This window comes from uncultured Shimia sp. (genome assembly GCF_947498095.1).
Taxonomy (GTDB): Bacteria; Pseudomonadota; Alphaproteobacteria; order Rhodobacterales; family Rhodobacteraceae; genus Shimia.
In genome coordinates, this window is record NZ_CANMJE010000014.1 from 18,053 (window position 1) to 35,685 (window position 17,633).

Consider the following 17,633-nt stretch of genomic DNA (forward strand, 5'->3'; position numbering starts at 1 on the left):
GGCAGGATCAGCGCTCAGAAATGGCCTTCGCCACCGAAGAAATGATAGCTTCTATATTGTCGTCAGACTGACGGCAGTCGAACGTCATTACATAAACGCTTTGTAGCGCTTGGCCCGGTTCCATGATGGAAATCCCGAGGCTCGATACATACATTCCCTGCCAGTCATTCTTGTAATATCTTCTCAAGGAAAGTGTTCGATTCCCCAGGAATTGCTTCGACATTTTGATGGTATCTGGGCTGAATAATGAATCAGAGAAATGGTCGCTGAAAACCAATCTGGTGGAGTTTACTTCCACAATACCATCTCCACTCATAGCCGAGTCGATTAGGATGTCTTGATATGTGTTTCCAAAATTTACGGATAAGGTCATGCTGTCGCTGCCATGAGTGGAATAAGTAACTCTCAAGCTATCACCAAGACTGAGACTATCTTCGTAACCAGAATATTCTACTGGTTTGCCCTCCTCAATTCCGATGATCTTTTGGCTGTTGATGGTGCAATCCATTGAGCCTTCAATGTACTCAGCAAAAGCGGGTGTCGAGCAAAGGGCGAAGCAAACGGCCAGAAATGTCTCTTTCATAAAATCATCCAATCATGCGTTCTAGGCTTATGAATAAAGCCTGACGGCGAAATCAATCTTTGAGGTTCGCCACATCGACAGCCGACAATCCGCCGCCCTGACTGACCTCAGAACTGAGCTTCGCGCAATGAAATCTCCAACGTCGCCTGCACATCGATCCTGCATTGGTTTTCCCTGCAAGGGATCTATGTTGAGGCTCGTGCGCGGCGAGATTTCCTGCGCGCGGCGATTGCGCCAAAACACCCTAGACCACCTATTAAGAGCATTCCCGCAGCGGGAAGTGGTACTGGAGCGGGTGCTTCGATGCCTTCGGCCTCAAAGCTATAACCAACCAAGAAAAAGTGAGCACTGAACCAAGCCCCCATTCGATGCCACCCGTCGACATCCCAATCAACACTGACTTTATAATTTTCGCCATCGGGATTAAACGTGACATAACGTGGATCAGGGTACCTTGGGTCGCTATAGTCGTAATTGTAAATCGTGCGATCACCATTGAAGTATGGGATGTTGAAAAACAGTTCGGTGATTTTTCCCTTGCCCAAGTTCCATTCGATTGGTTGGATGTAGCTGATTTCCATGCCCAGACCTTCCCAATAGCGATTGTGCTGACTGAAAACGGCCGGGTTATCCTCGTCGATCATGTATGTTGTCGCGGACGCAGTACCGGCAAAAGCCAATAGTGCAATCAGAGAAGTCGTAGTTAAGCTTTTCAAATCTTTTCTCCAAAAACATCGTCTTTGGATTTTACTTAATGTTTCTCGCTCAACAGTATTTTCGAATGGTGGTCAAAAGCTTGCTTTATTACGCCAAAGCAAGTTGGGCTTCATTTCAACCGCTCGACCTTATCACCACCCCGATTGATGTCAGCGCCAAGCATGGCGTCCTGTGCCGCTCCGTCGCCGTGATAGACCAGCCGGTAATCTTTGACCTTATGCTGTCCACAGCGGCGACACCGCGCCCGCTCAACGGCCTGTGCGACCGTCTCGGGTGGTTTGCTCAATGCGAGCAATACCGGTACTGGCAGGCTGGCATGGTGACCGCAGGCACACTCGCACCAGATCAAATGTTTCGGGATACTGGTCAGGCGTGTTCCGCCAGCTTTGAGTCGTGCCACCATGTTTTTGGGTGTACTGGAAGTGAAACGGTACGGCTACCTTGATTGCTTCGCCCGCTTTGCGATGAGAAACTCAATTTGCGCTGCGAGTGCCTCAGCTTCGGATGGTTCCAGCAATTCTACTAAGTTTAGCAATTTGTTGTCTTCGAGGACTATCTCACACTTCAAAAACTGTTCGAGAGTTTTGCCGTAACAATGAGCTACACGTAGAGCGTTCTCGACTGTTGTGGTAGCTCCAGCACGTAATTTGACCTTGGTTAAAGCGCCCCGTGAGACGCCAGAGTGACGACACACTTCTGCAAGTGTCAGTCCCTCGTTTTCCAAGTGCCAAATCAAGGCGTTTTTGAATAGGCCGTCCACAAATTCCACACACTTTTTGGTTGCTAAAACATTTATGTGCAGAAGGGCGATTGTTGGTCAATGTTTCCAATAGCCGCCTATACCTCAGTTTCTTTCTGGCAAAACGTAAAACGGCCCGCACAAGACGGACCGTTTAGTGAGACATCATCGCAAGCCATAACTGGGACTGCATCATCCAGCCTGACCGCTCCGTCTCGGGTGGACAATGGCACGGGCAGGGCGGAACGTAAAGAATCAGGGCACACATCAGGGCACAGATTTCTCCGTGATCCACCTAAGTGATTGTTTTAGAGGTGATATTATGGTGGAATTTGGTAGGCCCGGCAGGACTTGAACCCGCAACCAAAGCGTTATGAGCGCTCTGCTCTAACCAATTGAGCTACAGGCCCACCGTTTAGGCCCTTTTGCTAACATAAGGCACGCCCGCGTCAAGAGTTACCGTTGCCTGTTGTCAAATGATGGTCTAGTGCCTCTGCAAGTCCTGAAATGGAGTGGATTATGAGCGACGGCAAGAACGGCATCACCTATGCAGATGCAGGTGTGGACATCGATGCAGGCAATGCGCTTGTGGACCGGATCAAACCTGCTGCCAAGCGCACCACGCGCTCAGGCGTGATGGCGGGGCTTGGCGGGTTCGGCGCATTGTTTGACCTGAAAGACGCAGGCTATGTCGATCCGATCCTTGTGGCGGCCACCGATGGTGTGGGCACCAAGCTGCGGATTGCGATCGATACCGGCAATGTTGACGGCGTGGGGATCGACTTAGTCGCGATGTGCGTCAATGATCTGGTGTGTCAGGGTGCCGAGCCTCTGTTCTTTCTGGACTATTTCGCAACTGGAAAACTGGAAACAGATCAGGCCGCACGGATCATCGAAGGCATTGCCGAGGGGTGTTATCAATCCGGCTGCGCACTGATTGGTGGCGAAACCGCCGAGATGCCCGGCATGTACGAAGCGGGTGACTTTGATTTGGCCGGTTTCTCGGTTGGCGCGATGGAGCGTGGCGCGGATCTGCCGGCTGATGTCGCCGAGGGCGATGTCCTCTTGGGACTGGCGTCTAGCGGCGTGCATTCCAACGGCTACAGCCTTGTGCGCAAATTGGTTGAGATCTCGGGCCTTGCTTGGGGTGATGAGTGCCCCTGGGCCGAAGGCACTTTGGGAGCGGCTCTGCTGGCCCCCACAAGGCTCTATGTGAAACAAGCGCTGGCAGCGGTGCGGGCAGGGGGCGTGCATGCTCTGGCCCATATCACTGGCGGTGGGTTGACCGAAAACCTCCCACGGGTTCTGCCTGATGATCTGGGCGCCGACATAGATCTTAGTGCCTGGGATTTGCCGCCTGTGTTCAAGTGGCTCGCCGCCACGGGCGGTATGGCCGAGGCGGAAATGCTCAAAACCTTCAACTGCGGTGTAGGCATGATCCTTTCAGTGGCACCTGACCGCGCCGAGGCCGTTGAGGCGCTGCTGCTAGAGCAGGGCGAAACTGTGTACCGACTGGGTACTGTGACGTCCGGTGCTGGCATGCGTTACGCGGGTAAGCTGCTGTGATCCAACGGGTTGCCATCTTTATCTCGGGTGGCGGCTCGAACATGGTCAGCCTTGTGCAGGACATGTTGTCGGGTGGCCACCCAGCGACTCCTGTGCTGGTGCTGGCCAACGACGCAGATGCAGGCGGGCTGAAGAAGGCCGCTGATATGGGTGTTGCAACTGCCGTGGTTGATCACCGCCCTTTCAAAGGTGACCGCCCAGCATTTGAGGCTGCTTTGCAATTGGAACTGGACAAGGTGCAGCCTGACATCCTGTGCCTGGCCGGCTTCATGCGCGTTCTGACTGAAGGATTTGTCGCCCCTTGGGAAGGGCGCATGTTGAACATTCACCCGTCGCTTTTACCGAAATACAAAGGGTTGCAAACCCATGCCCGTGCGCTTGAGGCTGGTGAAACGGAGCATGGCTGTTCAGTACATCTGGTGACACCTGCATTGGATGATGGCCCAATCCTTGGTCAGGCACGCGTGCCAGTATTGGCGGATGACACGCCTGATACCCTTGCGGCGCGGGTTCTTGAGCAGGAACATCGCTTGTATCCGGCCGCGTTGCGCCGCTTTGCGGCAGGGGATCGCACCCGCTTTGATCTCTGACCGCAGCACCTTACTTAAGGTGATTTGCAATTTGACCTATTTCCCCGTAATCCCTCGGGACCGGGCAGAATTTGAACAAAAAGACACGCTGCAATGAAAACACTGACTACGACCGAGGAACTGGCCTCCTTCTGCGAGATGGCTGCGAGCAAACCCTATGTCACAATCGATACCGAATTTCTGCGCGAACGCACCTATTACTCCAAGCTATGCCTGATTCAGCTGGCCGTGCCGGATCACGATGGGGATGATGCCGTACTTGTTGATCCTCTGGTCAATGGCTTGTCGCTTGAGCCGCTCTATGACCTGTTCCGCAATACAGATGTGGTCAAAGTGTTCCACGCCGCGCGGCAAGACCTCGAAATCTTTTTTGTCGAAGCGAAGGTGTTCCCCGAACCCTTGTTTGACACGCAGGTTGCCGCCATGGTTTGCGGCTTTGGAGATCAGGTCGGGTATGAAACGCTGGTGCGAAAGATCGCACGTGAAAGTGTTGATAAATCAAGCCGTTTTACCGATTGGTCGCGTCGTCCGCTGACCGAGGCGCAGCAGCGATACGCGCTGGCAGACGTCACACATTTGCGCCAGATTTACGAGTTTCTCGCGAAAAAGCTGGAAGAAACCGGACGCGCGCATTGGGTGCGGGAAGAGCTGCAGATTCTGACCCATGAAGACACCTATATCATCAAACCTTCTGAGGCTTGGCGGCGGATCAAAACGCGTACCACAACACCAAAATTCCTGGCCATTGTGCGGGAATTGGCGCGTTTCCGCGAAGGCTATGCCCAGAGCCGCAACGTGCCGCGCAACCGGGTTTTCAAAGATGATGCGCTGATTGAGCTGGCTTCGACCAAGCCACAATCGATGCAGGACCTTGGGCGCTCACGCCTATTGTTGCGAGAAGCCCGCAAAGGCGAAATCGCAGACGGGATTCTGAACGCGGTGACACAGGGTCAGGCTTGCCCGCAGGACCAGATGCCAAAGGTCGTGAATGGCCGCGACAAACAGCAGGTTAATCCGGCATTGGCCGACCTTTTGCGGGTCCTGCTCAAAGCCAAGACCGAAAGCTCGGGCGTGGCGTCAAAACTGATTGCGCCGGCAGCTGATCTGGATGCAATTGCTTCAGGCGATCGCGATGTTCCGGCACTGAGTGGATGGCGCAAAGAGGTCTTTGGCGACGACGCGCTGCGCCTGTGCAATGGTGAGATTGCTCTTGCAGCCAAAGGCAAGAACGTCAAAGTCATCTCTATCTGATTTGGTTTAGCGGCGACGCGCCTGGCGTGCGTTGTCGGCTGCGACGACCTTGATCGTGCGCACGCCTTCCAGCTGTTGATCTGTCAGGTTGTGCGCCACGGTAACTGTGCGCGCCTGATCGGTCCCACCACGCGTGCCCCATGAGGGATGAACTGCCAACAGTTCATACGTCAGAACGCCATTTTCCGGCTTGCCTTCGTTCAGGGGCTGCAGTTTCACGCTGAACGCGCCTTGCACGTAAGCCACGCCACTGGCCCGGATCAACGCGCCATCATCCAAGCGTTCGACAACAAGTTCCGTCACCTTTTGAACGGGAACGCCCGGGTAGACTTCTTCAGGCCGTGTCGCCAAGGCGTTTTCTTCAGGAATAAGGGGATTACGCTCAGTGGTAGAGCCTGTCGCCACTTCTTGCGAATTCCCAAACCAGTTCCGCGGATTCAACCGTGTGCTACACGCGCTCAGCACGATTGCCGCTATGGCTAGGCTAAAAGCAATTTTCCGCATTGGCTCACCCTCATTCTCTTTTCCATCAATTAACGGATTGTGATTGCATTGAAAAGCATCAAGGCAGGGCTGGACCTTTGTCTCTGTGCATCCTAGTTGATTTGTGCGGAGTAAGGAGAGCCCGGAATGGCCAGCGCGGCGTTTGAAGAGATTGTCGAAGACTTTGAGTTCATGGATGACTGGGAGGACCGGTATCGCCACGTGATTGATCTGGGCAAGGACATGGACGCGCTGGATGATGCGTTGAAAGTACCAGCAACCAAGGTTGACGGGTGTGCCAGTCAGGTTTGGCTACATCCCCGGATCGAAGGCGGTGTGTTCTCATTTGACGGTGACAGCGATGCCATGATCGTACGTGGGTTGATCGCGGTTTTGCGTCGTCTTTACAACGGTTTGACCCTGGCCGAAGTCGGCAGTGTCGACGCGCGTGCCGAAATGGAACGGCTGGGTATGAATGAGCATTTGTCGTCGCAACGCTCAAACGGTTTGCGGGCCATGATTGAGCGCATTCATCAGGTGGCCGCCGACGCGGTTTGAACCGCGTTACTGGTCCTTGGTTGCACGGTCGCGAAAGTGCGCCAATACATGCAGACGGATGGCCGAGGCCAAACCTGTTTCAAAGCCGCGTTCTGCATCAATTTCGGCAGCCAAGACGTTGATTGGTTTCGATTTTTCTTCCGCAATTTCTCGAAAGGCGCGCCAGAATTCGTCCTCTAGAGAGACACTGGTCCGGTGACCTTTCAACGTCAGGGAACGTTTGACGGGTCGATTCATTCGCGTTCTTTTCCGTCAAGATCGCGCCGGGCCTTATCCGTTCGAGCATCCTCCAGAGATTTCTGGGCCTTCGTTCGTCCGAATTTCACAGTGTTTTCATCCGCCCGTGCTTTCTGATCCCGACGGGATTTGGCTTTGCGAAACTGATTAAGGTTGGTGACATTGCTCATGGGGTGAGTGTATCGGCAATCGCGGGCTTTTCCACCGTTTCCTTTGATCTGCGACGCGACGGGCGCAAATACCAATACCATATCCGGTAGGCCTCAAGGGCGATCAAGGGCCCAAAATGCACCATTGCAGGCACCACACCGCTCCATTTGTGCAGCGCGGCCCAATGCACCAGCGTCAACACCGCGGCCACATAGGTTGTTCGTTGCAAGGTCTTCCAGTTTGGCCCCAGGATTCGCATGAAACAGTCCATGCTGGTCACTGCGAGGGGAATGAAAATGGCAAAGGCCAGCCATCCGGTCCAGATGTAAAGCCGGGGCAATTCCATAAGAATGCGATCGAGCGAAGCCTTGTCGATCAGGTAAAAAATCGTGTGCGCGGCAGCGTAGGCAAAGGCAGCCACTCCAAAGTAACGACGGTTCTTACGCAGCCATCGCGGCCCGCGCCAGCCTTTGAACAGCAGCATAAGCGGTGTGGCCATCATAGAGATGATCATGAAGCGGGCCGAAAACTCACCCGTTGGATGCACAAGAATGTGGTAAATGCGAGGGCTGTTGGAGGTCAGCAATTCATTTGTCATCGCCAATGCGGGCAAGGCGAGCACCAGCCAAAGCCAATAGGGAGAGAGACGGGACATGGCAAACTCCTGATTTCCAGCCGCTTGATACCTGTTCAAACGCGCGTAACCAGGCATTCCGTCGCTCGAAAAACAAAAAAGAGCGCCGAAGCGCTCTCTCTCGTAGTTCGTTTTTTCAGGATCAGTCTTTGGGACCTATCATCTGTTCGGGTCGCACAACGGCGTCAAAGGTTTCGGCGTCAACAAAGCCCAGCGCGATAGCCTCTTCTTTCAGTGTCGTGCCGTTCTTATGCGCGGTCTTGGCCACTTTGGTGGCGTTGTCATACCCAATCGTTGGTGCGAGCGCTGTGACCAGCATCAGCGATTCTTTCATCAGCTTGTCGATGCGGGGCTCATTGGCCTGAATGCCGTTTAGCATACGGGTGGTAAAGCTGTCGGCCACGTCACCCAAAAGCTGGATCGACTGCAGCAGGTTGTAGGACATCATCGGGTTGTAGACGTTCAACTCAAAATGACCTTGCGAGCCGGCAAAGGTCATGGCGGCATTGTTGCCCATCACGTGCGCGGCAACCTGTGTCATGGCCTCAGCCTGAGTTGGGTTCACCTTGCCGGGCATGATAGATGAGCCGGGTTCGTTTTCCGGCAGGATCAGCTCGCCCAGACCGGAACGTGGTCCGGAGCCCAAGAAACGGATGTCGTTGGCGATCTTGTACATCGCGCCCGCTACAGTGGCCAAGGCGCCCGACATGAACACCATGGCGTCATGCGCGGCCAGCGATTCAAACTTGTTGGGGGCCGTCACGAACGGCAGGTCAGTGATCCCGGCCATATGGGCAGCCACCGCTTCGCTCCAGCCGTGTTGGGTGTTCAGACCGGTGCCAACTGCTGTGCCACCCTGTGCCAGTTCGTAAATGCCGGGCAGGGCGGCCTCAACGCGGGCGATGCCCATGCGGATCTGGTGGGCATAGCCGCCAAATTCCTGACCCAATGTCAGCGGGGTCGCATCCTGAGTGTGGGTCCGGCCAATCTTGATGATGTCTTTGAATTCTTCAGACTTTGCTTCAAGCCCTTCGGCCAGCTTGGTCAGGCCGGGCATCAGCACATCACGCACGCTCATCGCAGTGGCGATATGCATGGCGGTGGGGAAGGTGTCGTTAGACGACTGGCCCATGTTGCAGTGATCGTTGGGGTGCACGGGGTCTTTCGACCCAATCACGCCGCCAAGGATTTCAATGGCACGGTTGGCGATGACCTCGTTCGAGTTCATGTTCGATTGCGTGCCCGAGCCGGTTTGCCAAACGACCAGAGGGAAGTTGTCGTCAAACTTTCCGGCGACCACTTCGCTGGCGGCCTGAATGACCGCATCGGCAATCGTGGCGTCCAGTTTGCCGGTCGCCTTGTTCTGCATAGCGCAGGCTTGCTTGATCACGCCCAGCGCGCGCACGATGGCGACCGGTTGTTTTTCCCATCCGATGGGGAAGTTCATGATCGAGCGTTGGGTCTGTGCGCCCCAATACTTGTCAGAAGGCACTTCCAATGGGCCAAAGCTGTCGGTTTCTGTGCGGGTCTGGGTCATGCGAGGCTCCGTGTCAAAAATCACGTTCCTCTTATCGGAATCCGTGGAAAGTTCAATAAGTATACAATTGAATACCGTCGAAATCGCTCTGTCTGCGAAAGGATGCCGCGGCAAAGACCGCTCAACAAGTTCGAGTTAGCGCAATCATGTCGCTTTGGCAGTTGCGCTCGACCGCGACTTACCGGCGGAAGCTGTCCAAGCTGACGATCTCGGCGTCTTTCTTGGGCTCATCTTCATCGTCGATCTCAGCGATTGGGGCCTCTGGAACCTCATCGCCGTCCTCGGGGTCATCATCATCCTGGGTTTCGAACCGCAGGCCAAACTCAACAGACGGATCAACAAAGGTCTTGATTGCGTCATAAGGAATATAGAGAGGCTCTGGCGCGTCTCCGAAGTTCAGTGTCACCTGGAACCCTGTATCTGTAACGTTCAGGTTCTCGTACCAATGTTGCATCACAACCGTCATCTCACCGGGATAACGATCCACCAGCCAATCCGCGATGTTCACGTCTGGATGGTGCGTGTCGAAGGTGATGAAGAAATGGTGTTCGCCGGGCAATCCGTTGGCTTGCACATCGCTCAGGACCTCTTGGATGAGGCTGCGCATGGCGCGGTGCATCAGGTTTCCATAGTCGATCGTGCGCGGCATGGGTCCACCCCTGTTCATTCGTCTCGACAATAATAGATTCGTCGGGAAACAAAAGACGTGACGGCAATTTTCAGCAATTCGTTTTGTGTCACATCAACGGCGCGGCAAAGATTGCCGCAACGGCTGTGATGACAAGTACAATCACGAGGGGCAGGCGCAAGCCCAGTAGCAAGCCGCATCCCAAAAGAACCAGAAGTGCTGGCAGAAGCTCAAAACTGCTGAGGTTCGGGAGCGTGACAGGGCCGACGCTCTGGTGTTTGGAAAACAGAACGTGGAGCGCGAACCATAGCCCGAGGTTCGCAATGACCCCAACGACAGACGCAGAAATCATGCGCAATGCGTTTCCAAGTCGAGGTGCATGCAAAAGGCGCTCAACATAGGGCGCACCGGCAAAAATCCACAGAAAACAAGGGGTAAAGGTGCACCATAAGGTGACCAGACCTGCCAATACGGCCAACCCAGTACCACCGGCTTGATATCCAGCAAGATGCCCAACAAATTGGGTGACCAGTATCAGTGGCCCCGGTGTGGTTTCCGCCAGTCCCAGCGCGTCCATCATCTGGGGCGTTGTCAGCCACTGATGCTCTTGCACCACGGCCTGCACCATATAGGCCAGAACCGCATAGGCCCCGCCAAACGTCACCACGGCGAGTTTGGAAAAGAACAAGGCCAAATCGATCAGGAACTGTGCCTGTAAGACGATAAGCAGAGCCACAGGCGCGGCCCACAAGAGACCCCAAATAAGAACTGTTCTGGCTGTGCGTTTAAACGGGACCGAGGCTGGTTTTGGACTGTTGGTTGGTTGTAACGCGGGCAGGGTGGCCCCGGCCAAAGCTGCCAGCAAGATCACCGCCGGAAAAGGCAACATCTGTGTGAACAATGCTGCAAAGGCGACCATGGCGGCAAGCCAGGCCGCCTTGTCGTTCAGAACTTTGCCAGAGAGGCGGATCAACGCTTGCAGCACCACAGCCACAACCGCGGCCTGCACGCCCACAAAGGCATGTTGTACCGCGCTGACCTCGCCAAATGCCACATAGAGGGCGGCTAGTGCTGCAATAATGAGTGCGCCGGGCAAAACGAACAGCAACCCACCGATCAAGCCGCCCAAAGTGCCGCGCAGCTTCCAGCCCGTGTATGTCGCGAGCTGCATGGCTTCGGGCCCCGGCAACATCATGCAAAACGACAGTGCACCAAGGAACTCTTTTTCCTCAAGCCAGGGGCGTTGCTCGACCAGCTCCCGGTGCATCAGGCTGATCTGCGCGGCTGGCCCGCCAAAGGACAACAGGCCAATGCGGCCAAAAACGCGGACGAGTTGCGAGAGTGAGATTTGCTCCATTTTACTGCTCTTAGACATGCTCATGGACCTCATTGGCCCCGTCTCGGGCCCAGCGATAAAGGGCATCATAAAGCGGCAAACCTGCAGTCAATTGCGCCTGATCTTCTTTGTAAAGTCTTGATAAACCTACCGAAAGCGCCAAGAGCCCCGCGGCTTGTGGAACCTTGGTAAGGTGGTTGGTGTCGGCGGCACGCACGACCTCAGCCAGCCGCTCCAATGGGTCGTGGGTCAGGCCAAAGCCTTTGACCATCGCGTCAAAGCTGCATTGGTCCGCGACGTGGCCCCAAGGGGCGTCGGGAGTGTCAAAGGCGATGGCTTGAAATCGGTCCGCAACATCCAAAACTTCGGACGGCGGGACAAACAAAAATCGGGCTTTGGGGTCAATGAAGCGGCGGATGAGCCACGGACAGGCGATGCGATCGACTTTCGGGCGGTGGCGCGTCACCCAAAGCGAGCCTGCGTCGGAACAGGGAGGCAAGGCTGTAATAGGCGTGCACGGCAACTCCGCGGCCTGCCACGCGAGGATACCTCCGGCCAGTACTTCGGCAGCAATTCCATGGGTTCGTAGCAGCGCCGCAGCCCCGTGGCTAAGTTTCTTGCCCTTGTGGCAGATCACAACGGCCTTTTGCCGAACAAGCTCTGGGGCGAGTGCGGCGACTTGAGTGTGTGCCACACGGCGCGCGGTAGGAACAACAAAGGGGTGGGTGGCAAGATCGCCATCGATCCGCACATCCAGAATAACTGGCGCGTCCGGTCCGCCAAGCTGGCGCATCAGGTTTGCAGGGGAAATCTCGTTCAAAGACGGCACAAGGCATCCTTTCTGAAAAGGGTCAGTGGATGCGATCCTTGAGCCAAAGCCTCACGGGGTGGTCGCGCGACCCCATAAGACGAATGTGCCCAATCGTGTGTGTTCCGTCAATCGGTTTGCAAACTAGGCGCCGATACGCTGCCCTGTCAGGCATAGCGCGAGGGATTGTTCCGGCAGCAGGCCAATTTGTTCAAAAAAGCTCATGAAATCGAAACTGTTATAGGTTTCAACCATCTTGTCGCCGTCAAAGCGGGCGAACAGCTGGCCCGTACCCATCAACGGTTTGCCCGTCGCTGCAACGGTGACGTGCACGGAATAGAGTGCTGAGGCCCAATCGCCATCTTCCATCACCATGTCGAGTGATACGGTGGGGTTTTCAACCACGTTCAGAAACATCGGCACCAGTTCGCGAAACTCATCCGGGCCCATCTGCATTTCCGGAATTACTCCGGCGGCCTGCGTGACTGGTGTAAACAACTCGTCAATCGCGTCCAGATCGCCATTGATCCAAACCCTTTGATACCAATCTTCCAGCAGTTGGCGCTTGTCCATGATGTCATCCCCTCGGTTCAGTGACACTGCGAGCATGCGGGCCAGAGGCGAAGATTCGGTTAATGTGGGAAAGTGCAGGCTTCTGTTGCCAGGTGCCTGCGAACCCCGCCTTAGGTCGCTAAACCCAAGGAGTTAGTTTCGGCGACATTTACAGCTTACGCTGCAACTGCCATTGCCGGAGCACGATTGTCATTTGCAATTGTACAAGTTTCGCCGGTAACGGTGGCAGACAGCCGAGACAAAGCTAACACCTTTAGACGTTCGTCGATCCTATTTCGTCCCCATCGATCCCCAAATGAAGGATGTGTTGGTGGAGACGCCGGGTACCGCCCCCGGGTCCGATCCGCTTATTACGAGCGCGTTTATGTCCATAGTTCCCGAGGGAACGACACAAACATAAGGGGTTTAGAGAGTGATTTAAAGAGCGAAACGACGGGTGCTGACAAAATGTGAAAAGTTATTATTAGTACGTGCGTGCAGCCTCTAGCTAATGTTGTTTGTACTGAATCGACTGGTAGATGCCCTCGGGAATACCATATCGCAGGGCTGCGCGCGCCGCTTTGCATCTCCAGTTGGGTGACTTTTGGCGTGCCGGTGGCAAAAAAGCCAGCCCCGCCAGTGCCCATACCCAGGTTCGGGCAGGTGCAGCGACATGCGAGGTTTTGTCATCACGGTCCATACGAAAGCTGCGTAGTTCTTCGTAGATCGAGAAGAACCGGGTTTGGCAGGTTTCACATCGCCCGCGTTGGATGGCTTTCTCGTCCCAATGGGGCGGGTTGCGGCCAAGTTCGACGCTATCGACGATGTTGTATGTCCCGGTTTTACACTTTGGACAGACAAGCGATTTGGACACGGGTGTCTCCTGACCGCTCTATGGGTAGGACTTGATGGTGAAGCCTTCGGCTGGATCTGGCGCAAGGAAGTGCGCGGTGATCCAGTCAAATTGCTCGTCCGTGACGGTGAAAGGAGGGTCACCTGTATCGTTGCGGGCCTTTAGCCGGGCGCGGCAGACATCGTCAGGCACGTCGAGATAATGCAAAAGGTGCGGGCACTTAGCGTCCTTGGCGATTTCCATCATCCATGCGCGTTGATCGGGAGTGTTCGCGGCAAAATCCATCACCACGGTCGTACCAGCCCGCAACAAGTTCAGTACATGGTTCGTCAGCCCCGCCCGCAATCGCGCAGAATTGCGCACATAGTCGCTGACATCTTTCATCTCGCCCTCATAAAGCGTCGCCAGTAACGTGTCTTCGCTCAGAACCACCGTATGAGGTGCCGCAGCCAGTTGCGAGGCAAGCGTGGACTTGCCCGAAGCGATCTTACCGCAAAGAATGTGCAGGGTGGGTGGGGACATCATGGTGGGCCGTTACTCCGGCGCTTTGGCCGCGCGCGCCGCCATAGCCTGTTGGCCCAGTTCCAACGTGTATGACGTCAGCTCAGCCAAAGCCGCGTCTGCCTGATCTGCAGCATGAGTCTCAATGGCGTCAGCGATACGGCTGTGTAGACTAACAATCATGTCGCGGTTGCGTTGGGTAAATGTGATCATGTTCATCAGCGGCTGCATGGCTTCAACAGCGCCGGCCAGTTGGTAAGACAGCACAGGATTCTCAGCGCCATCGACCAGGGCACGGTGAAAGGCGACGTCGCTGTCGCAAAAACTCTCATCAGACAGGCCCGGTTGACCCTGACGATGAATTTCGGCGCGCATGGTGGCCAATTGGTCCGGCGTCCGGCGCTTGGCAGACAAAGGTGCACAGGCACGTTCCAGTGCAAAGCGTGCCTCGCAGGCGGTTTCAAAATCGACCGCGTTCATCGACAACAACAGCGTCGAGGTGGTGATGTGGTTGGCGTAGGCGTCCTGATAGCTCAGCCGCCGCACAAAGGCGCCCCCCGTCGCGCCACGTTGTGTGCGGATCAAGTTCTGGGCTGCCAGACGTTTCAATGCCTCGCGCACCGTGGAACGGGACACGTCAAACTGTTCGCTCAACTCAGTTTCCGAGGGCAGGCGGGCATCGACATCCATATCCCCGGAAATGATTGAATCCCGGATGGCTTTGGCAATTTGTGCCGGCAGGTCGGCCTTACTTTTGGGGTCTATTTTCATTTGTCTGACATTTAATGTTTGATCGAAGTTTAAATGTCTGACAATTTACTTGCAAGGAATGAGTCGCCCAAAGGAGTGACGACGTGTTTGCTGCCCGTATCCGAGCCATGACCGGATTGCACTGGATCGCGCTGTTTGCTGCGATCCTTGGGGCGTGGAGTATTCTTTATATGATGTCGCTACCTGCGGACCTTCGGGACGCGGGGCGTATTTATGGCGCGGATTTCTGGGTCGCGCTTTGCACAGTGACACCAGATACTGCTGGCTATCTGCGGGTTTTAACTATGTGGGCGCTGATGTCTGCAGCGATGATGGCCCCGACGGCTTTGCCCGCGTTCGCCACCTACGACGATCTGGGGCATTCCACCACCGGAACACGGTTTTCGCATCTGGTGTTGGGGTATCTGGCTGTCTGGTTGGGCTTTTCGGTCTTGGCAGCCGCCGTGCAAATGGCGCTGTTTCAGGCTGATCTGATCAGCGCCTTTGGTGACAGCCGCTCGACATGGCTTTCGGCGTTTCTGCTGGCCGTCGCTGGTTTGTACCAATTCTCGTCCGTGAAAGAAGCCTGCCTCAGCAAATGCCGCATGCCTCTGACGTTCTTCATGCAGCATTGGGACGAAGGCCCGTGGCGCAATGGGGTGCGCTTGGGGCTGGTTTGTCTGGGCTGCTGTTGGGCGCTGATGCTGCTCGCGTTTGTCGGTGGCGTCATGAACATCGCCTTTATGGGGCTCGCGACCATCATCATGGTTCTGGAAAAACTGCCCGAGATCGGGCGTTACATCACGCGGCCCTTGGGGGCCGTGTTGCTGGCATCCGCCGCCGCACTTGTGGCGACAACATTTTGAAATTTGAAACGGAGGAATTCTAATGGCTTTGGACCAAGTGGGCACAGTGCCCTGGACGATCAAAGGGGAGCTGATCCTCAACTGCAACTGCACCGTGTTTTGCCCTTGCGTGGTAAGTCTGGGCAAGCACCCGCCCACAGAAGGTCACTGTCAGGCCTGGGCCGGTGTGCGCATCGACGAAGGCCAGTACGGCGATGAGGACCTGTCGGGTTTGAACGTCGGCCTGTTCCTTGAGATTCCGGGGAACATGGGTCGCGGCAACTGGAAAGCAGCGGCATTTATTGACGATCGCGCCTCTGAGGCGGCCTATGAAGGCCTGGTCAATATCTTCAGTGGCGCCGCGCGCGGAACCACCGGGCTGTTTGGCTTGTTGGTCAGCGAATTTCTCGGCGCCGAGCGTGAAGAAGTGGTGTTTGAGACCGAAGGCAATGAACGTCGCCTGATGGTCGGCAAAAAGATCCAAGGTGCCGTTGTGCCGGTCGAGGGCAAGGGCGGTGAAGACATCGTTGTGACGAACACCGAGTACTGGATGGGGCCGGACATCACCGTTGCGACCGCCACCAAAGGCAAGGTTCGCGCCTTTGGCCGGGTCTGGGATTTTGATGGCCGCTCAGCCGAGATTTGCCAGATCGATTGGAAAGGCCCGCGCTGATGATCTCAGTCGGATACTGCCAGATGATGGCGCGCTACAACGCGTGGCAAAACGAGCAGGTCAAGGCTGCAGCTGAACGGCTGACCGAAGCAGAATTACGCGCTGATCGTGGCGCGTTTTTCAACTCGATCATGGGAACGCTGAATCATCTCTTGTGGGGCGATCTCTTGTGGATGTCGCGGTTTGATGGCGGTGAAGGGCCGAGCGTTGGGCCAGAGGGCCACACGACGCTTGCGCCCACGTTGGCGGTCTGGAGTGCAGAGCGGTTCCGGACCGATGGACGCATCCGTCTATGGGCAGACAGGCTTCACGAGATTGACCTTACGGGTGACATGTCCTGGGTTTCCACTTCTGATAACCAGGATGTCACATTTCCGATGGCGCAGGTCGTCGCGGGTTTCTTCAACCACCAGACCCATCATCGCGGGCAGGTTCATGCCATGCTGACCGCAGCGGGTCAGGATCCGGGTAACACGGATCTTACTTTTATGCCTGAGGAGCCGACATGGCGGTAATTGTTCCTTCGCGCCGCGTGCGCAAAACCCCCTTTTCCCCCGGCGTCGAGGCGGCGGGCGTTAAGGGCTATACGGTTTACAACCACATGCTGTTGCCGGTGGTGTTTGAAAGCGTCGAAGCCGACGCGGCACATCTGAAAGAACATGTGCAGGTCTGGGACGTGGCGGTCGAGCGTCAGGTGTCGATCAAAGGGCCGGATGCATTGCGGTTGATGAAACTGATCAGCCCACGGGACATGGACAAGATGGCGCCGGATCAGTGTTATTATGTTCCAACAGTGGATCACAACGGCGGCATGTTGAATGATCCTGTGTCGATCAAGCTGGCTGAAGATCACTATTGGCTTAGCATCGCCGATGGCGACGCGCTGCAGTTCGCTTTGGGACTGGCGATTGCCAAGGGTTTTAACGTCGAAATCGACGAACCTGATGTGTCTCCGCTGGCAGTGCAGGGGCCGAAAGCCGATGACCTGATGGCGCGTGTGTTTGGCGACGTGGTGCGCGACATTCGATTTTTCCGGTACAAGCGACTGACCTTTCAGGACACGTCTTTTGTGGTGGCGCGCTCAGGCTGGTCGAAGCAGGGTGGCTTTGAGATTTATGTTGAGGGCAGCGAGTATGGCATGCCCTTGTGGGATGCTCTGTTTGCGGCTGGTGAAGACTTGAACGTACGAGCAGGCTGTCCGAACAATATCGAGAGGATCGAAAGCGGCTTGCTGTCCTACGGTTCGGATATGCGGCGCGAAAACACCCCGGTCGAATGCGGTCTGGGCAAGTTTTGCAACAGCCCCGAAGACTACATCGGCCGTGCCGCGATCGAGGTGCAGCTTCGTGATGGGCCGCCGCGTCAGATCAGGGCGGTGGCGATCTCGGGGGATGAGATTCAGTCCTGCACCGAAGGTTGGCCAATGTTGGCGGGGGGCAAGCAGGTCGGTCTGGTGGCCAGTGCTGTCTGGTCGCCGCAGTTCCAGACAAATGTGGCCATTGGCATGGTCGATCGCAGCCATTGGGATGCGGGTACGGTGACAGAGATCGCAACCGAGCACGGCATGAGGTCTGCGACTGTTCAGAAATCATTCTGGCGGTAGCGTAAGCGGCGGGGGCAAGGTGCCTCCGGCGGGAGTATT

The 17,633-nt window shown here is 55.8% G+C and carries 23 protein-coding genes, 1 tRNA gene and 1 other RNA gene; 8 read left to right on the plus strand and 17 right to left on the minus strand.

Annotated features, from left to right (window positions below; all coding sequences use genetic code 11):
• Positions 1 to 7: 7 nt before the first annotated feature.
• The 4 genes from Q0932_RS17705 to Q0932_RS17720 all read right to left on the minus strand — a co-directional run bounded on the left by Q0932_RS17705 (position 8) and on the right by Q0932_RS17720 (position 2,449).
• Positions 8 to 583: a hypothetical protein gene (locus Q0932_RS17705; RefSeq protein WP_299356091.1), complete on the minus strand. Its 576-nt coding sequence runs from the start codon at positions 581 to 583 to the stop codon at positions 8 to 10.
• Positions 584 to 768: 185 nt separating this feature from the next.
• Positions 769 to 1,227: a VPLPA-CTERM sorting domain-containing protein gene (locus Q0932_RS17710; RefSeq protein ID WP_299356093.1), complete on the minus strand. Its 459-nt coding sequence runs from the start codon at positions 1,225 to 1,227 to the stop codon at positions 769 to 771.
• 182 nt (positions 1,228 to 1,409) lie between these two features.
• Positions 1,410 to 1,703 (minus strand): hypothetical protein, encoded by a 294-nt coding sequence (locus Q0932_RS17715; RefSeq protein WP_299356095.1) that lies wholly within the window; start codon positions 1,701 to 1,703, stop codon positions 1,410 to 1,412.
• Positions 1,704 to 2,372: 669 nt separating this feature from the next.
• Positions 2,373 to 2,449, minus strand: a tRNA-Ile gene (locus Q0932_RS17720).
• A gap of 109 nt (positions 2,450 to 2,558) precedes the next feature.
• Here Q0932_RS17720 and purM point away from each other — a divergent pair.
• The 3 genes from purM to rnd all read left to right on the plus strand — a co-directional run bounded on the left by purM (position 2,559) and on the right by rnd (position 5,446).
• A complete protein-coding gene (gene purM / locus Q0932_RS17725) occupies positions 2,559 to 3,605 on the plus strand; it encodes a phosphoribosylformylglycinamidine cyclo-ligase (RefSeq protein WP_299356096.1) in 1,047 nt (348 codons plus the stop codon).
• Complete coding sequence (purN, locus tag Q0932_RS17730; RefSeq protein WP_299356200.1) at positions 3,605 to 4,195, plus strand: phosphoribosylglycinamide formyltransferase; 591 nt, start codon at positions 3,605 to 3,607, stop codon at positions 4,193 to 4,195. The genes purM and purN overlap by 1 nt, the downstream gene beginning before the upstream one ends.
• 93 nt (positions 4,196 to 4,288) lie before the next feature.
• Positions 4,289 to 5,446 (plus strand): ribonuclease D, encoded by a 1,158-nt coding sequence (gene rnd, locus Q0932_RS17735; protein WP_299356098.1) that lies wholly within the window; start codon positions 4,289 to 4,291, stop codon positions 5,444 to 5,446.
• A gap of 6 nt (positions 5,447 to 5,452) precedes the next feature.
• On the opposite strand, the gene Q0932_RS17740 is transcribed toward rnd, so the two are convergent.
• The gene (locus Q0932_RS17740; RefSeq protein WP_299356101.1) at positions 5,453 to 5,950 is read right to left on the minus strand and encodes a hypothetical protein; all 498 of its coding nucleotides are present in this window, start codon (positions 5,948 to 5,950) and stop codon (positions 5,453 to 5,455) included.
• A gap of 126 nt (positions 5,951 to 6,076) precedes the next feature.
• On the opposite strand from Q0932_RS17740, the gene Q0932_RS17745 reads away from it, so the two are divergent.
• Entirely contained in the window at positions 6,077 to 6,487 is a 411-nt protein-coding gene (locus tag Q0932_RS17745) for a SufE family protein (protein ID WP_299356102.1), read from the plus strand.
• 6 nt (positions 6,488 to 6,493) lie between these two features.
• Here Q0932_RS17745 and Q0932_RS17750 read toward each other — a convergent pair whose 3' ends face one another.
• The 12 genes from Q0932_RS17750 to Q0932_RS17805 form a co-directional block, all read right to left on the minus strand.
• Positions 6,494 to 6,724 carry a ribbon-helix-helix domain-containing protein gene (locus tag Q0932_RS17750; RefSeq protein ID WP_299356103.1) on the minus strand — a complete coding sequence of 77 codons (231 nt, stop codon included), beginning with the start codon at positions 6,722 to 6,724 and terminating at the stop codon, positions 6,494 to 6,496.
• The gene (locus Q0932_RS17755; protein ID WP_366141427.1) at positions 6,721 to 6,975 is read right to left on the minus strand and encodes a DUF4169 family protein; all 255 of its coding nucleotides are present in this window, start codon (positions 6,973 to 6,975) and stop codon (positions 6,721 to 6,723) included. Before Q0932_RS17755 ends, Q0932_RS17750 begins: the two co-directional genes overlap by 4 nt.
• Complete coding sequence (locus Q0932_RS17760) at positions 6,891 to 7,529, minus strand: ferric reductase-like transmembrane domain-containing protein (RefSeq protein WP_299356107.1); 639 nt, start codon at positions 7,527 to 7,529, stop codon at positions 6,891 to 6,893. Before Q0932_RS17760 ends, Q0932_RS17755 begins: the two co-directional genes overlap by 85 nt.
• A gap of 121 nt (positions 7,530 to 7,650) precedes the next feature.
• Positions 7,651 to 9,045 (minus strand): class II fumarate hydratase, encoded by a 1,395-nt coding sequence (fumC, locus tag Q0932_RS17765; RefSeq protein WP_299356109.1) that lies wholly within the window; start codon positions 9,043 to 9,045, stop codon positions 7,651 to 7,653.
• A gap of 178 nt (positions 9,046 to 9,223) precedes the next feature.
• Positions 9,224 to 9,694: a ClpXP protease specificity-enhancing factor SspB gene (locus tag Q0932_RS17770; RefSeq protein ID WP_299356111.1), complete on the minus strand. Its 471-nt coding sequence runs from the start codon at positions 9,692 to 9,694 to the stop codon at positions 9,224 to 9,226.
• Between the two features lie 88 nt (positions 9,695 to 9,782).
• Positions 9,783 to 11,048: a chromate efflux transporter gene (gene chrA, locus Q0932_RS17775; RefSeq protein ID WP_299356112.1), complete on the minus strand. Its 1,266-nt coding sequence runs from the start codon at positions 11,046 to 11,048 to the stop codon at positions 9,783 to 9,785.
• On the minus strand, positions 11,041 to 11,838 hold the full coding sequence (locus tag Q0932_RS17780; RefSeq protein ID WP_299356114.1) for a sulfurtransferase/chromate resistance protein: 798 nt from the start codon (positions 11,836 to 11,838) through the stop codon (positions 11,041 to 11,043). Before Q0932_RS17780 ends, chrA begins: the two co-directional genes overlap by 8 nt.
• A gap of 123 nt (positions 11,839 to 11,961) precedes the next feature.
• Positions 11,962 to 12,390, minus strand: a complete 429-nt coding sequence (locus Q0932_RS17785; protein WP_299356116.1) for a nuclear transport factor 2 family protein — start codon at positions 12,388 to 12,390, stop codon at positions 11,962 to 11,964.
• Between the two features lie 71 nt (positions 12,391 to 12,461).
• Positions 12,462 to 12,816, minus strand: a transfer-messenger RNA (tmRNA) gene (gene ssrA, locus Q0932_RS17790).
• Positions 12,817 to 12,877: 61 nt separating this feature from the next.
• Entirely contained in the window at positions 12,878 to 13,243 is a 366-nt protein-coding gene (locus Q0932_RS17795) for a hypothetical protein (protein ID WP_299356118.1), read from the minus strand.
• A gap of 18 nt (positions 13,244 to 13,261) precedes the next feature.
• A complete protein-coding gene (locus tag Q0932_RS17800) occupies positions 13,262 to 13,747 on the minus strand; it encodes an ATP-binding protein (RefSeq protein WP_299356120.1) in 486 nt (161 codons plus the stop codon).
• A gap of 9 nt (positions 13,748 to 13,756) precedes the next feature.
• A complete protein-coding gene (locus Q0932_RS17805) occupies positions 13,757 to 14,494 on the minus strand; it encodes an FCD domain-containing protein (protein ID WP_299356122.1) in 738 nt (245 codons plus the stop codon).
• Between the two features lie 107 nt (positions 14,495 to 14,601).
• On the opposite strand from Q0932_RS17805, the gene Q0932_RS17810 reads away from it, so the two are divergent.
• Genes Q0932_RS17810 through Q0932_RS17825 form a run of 4 tightly spaced genes read left to right on the plus strand, consistent with a single transcriptional unit; the run spans position 14,602 to position 17,594 of the window.
• A complete protein-coding gene (locus Q0932_RS17810; protein WP_299356202.1) occupies positions 14,602 to 15,339 on the plus strand; it encodes a DUF2182 domain-containing protein in 738 nt (245 codons plus the stop codon).
• Between the two features lie 22 nt (positions 15,340 to 15,361).
• Entirely contained in the window at positions 15,362 to 15,991 is a 630-nt protein-coding gene (locus Q0932_RS17815) for a DUF1326 domain-containing protein (protein ID WP_299356124.1), read from the plus strand.
• Positions 15,991 to 16,506 (plus strand): DinB family protein, encoded by a 516-nt coding sequence (locus Q0932_RS17820; RefSeq protein ID WP_299356126.1) that lies wholly within the window; start codon positions 15,991 to 15,993, stop codon positions 16,504 to 16,506. The genes Q0932_RS17815 and Q0932_RS17820 overlap by 1 nt, the downstream gene beginning before the upstream one ends.
• The gene (locus Q0932_RS17825) at positions 16,497 to 17,594 is read left to right on the plus strand and encodes a dimethylsulfoniopropionate demethylase (protein ID WP_299356128.1); all 1,098 of its coding nucleotides are present in this window, start codon (positions 16,497 to 16,499) and stop codon (positions 17,592 to 17,594) included. Before Q0932_RS17820 ends, Q0932_RS17825 begins: the two co-directional genes overlap by 10 nt.
• Positions 17,595 to 17,633 lie beyond the last annotated feature (39 nt).

Coding starts and splice junctions, on each gene's coding strand:
- Q0932_RS17825 (WP_299356128.1), top strand. CDS start 16,497: ATGGCGGTAATTGTTCCTTCGCGCCGCGTGCGCAAAACCCCCTTTTCC.
- Q0932_RS17755 (WP_366141427.1), bottom strand. CDS start 6,975: ATGGTATTGGTATTTGCGCCCGTCGCGTCGCAGATCAAAGGAAACGGT.
- Q0932_RS17745 (WP_299356102.1), top strand. CDS start 6,077: ATGGCCAGCGCGGCGTTTGAAGAGATTGTCGAAGACTTTGAGTTCATG.
- purM (WP_299356096.1), top strand. CDS start 2,559: ATGAGCGACGGCAAGAACGGCATCACCTATGCAGATGCAGGTGTGGAC.
- Q0932_RS17810 (WP_299356202.1), top strand. CDS start 14,602: ATGACCGGATTGCACTGGATCGCGCTGTTTGCTGCGATCCTTGGGGCG.
- Q0932_RS17760 (WP_299356107.1), bottom strand. CDS start 7,529: ATGTCCCGTCTCTCTCCCTATTGGCTTTGGCTGGTGCTCGCCTTGCCC.
- Q0932_RS17715 (WP_299356095.1), bottom strand. CDS start 1,703: ATGGTGGCACGACTCAAAGCTGGCGGAACACGCCTGACCAGTATCCCG.
- fumC (WP_299356109.1), bottom strand. CDS start 9,045: ATGACCCAGACCCGCACAGAAACCGACAGCTTTGGCCCATTGGAAGTG.
- Q0932_RS17815 (WP_299356124.1), top strand. CDS start 15,362: ATGGCTTTGGACCAAGTGGGCACAGTGCCCTGGACGATCAAAGGGGAG.
- Q0932_RS17710 (WP_299356093.1), bottom strand. CDS start 1,227: ATGATCGACGAGGATAACCCGGCCGTTTTCAGTCAGCACAATCGCTAT.
- Q0932_RS17770 (WP_299356111.1), bottom strand. CDS start 9,694: ATGCCGCGCACGATCGACTATGGAAACCTGATGCACCGCGCCATGCGC.
- Q0932_RS17705 (WP_299356091.1), bottom strand. CDS start 583: ATGAAAGAGACATTTCTGGCCGTTTGCTTCGCCCTTTGCTCGACACCC.
- Q0932_RS17800 (WP_299356120.1), bottom strand. CDS start 13,747: ATGATGTCCCCACCCACCCTGCACATTCTTTGCGGTAAGATCGCTTCG.
- Q0932_RS17740 (WP_299356101.1), bottom strand. CDS start 5,950: ATGCGGAAAATTGCTTTTAGCCTAGCCATAGCGGCAATCGTGCTGAGC.
- chrA (WP_299356112.1), bottom strand. CDS start 11,048: ATGTCTAAGAGCAGTAAAATGGAGCAAATCTCACTCTCGCAACTCGTC.
- Q0932_RS17805 (WP_299356122.1), bottom strand. CDS start 14,494: ATGAAAATAGACCCCAAAAGTAAGGCCGACCTGCCGGCACAAATTGCC.
- Q0932_RS17750 (WP_299356103.1), bottom strand. CDS start 6,724: ATGAATCGACCCGTCAAACGTTCCCTGACGTTGAAAGGTCACCGGACC.
- Q0932_RS17820 (WP_299356126.1), top strand. CDS start 15,991: ATGATCTCAGTCGGATACTGCCAGATGATGGCGCGCTACAACGCGTGG.
- Q0932_RS17785 (WP_299356116.1), bottom strand. CDS start 12,390: ATGGACAAGCGCCAACTGCTGGAAGATTGGTATCAAAGGGTTTGGATC.
- rnd (WP_299356098.1), top strand. CDS start 4,289: ATGAAAACACTGACTACGACCGAGGAACTGGCCTCCTTCTGCGAGATG.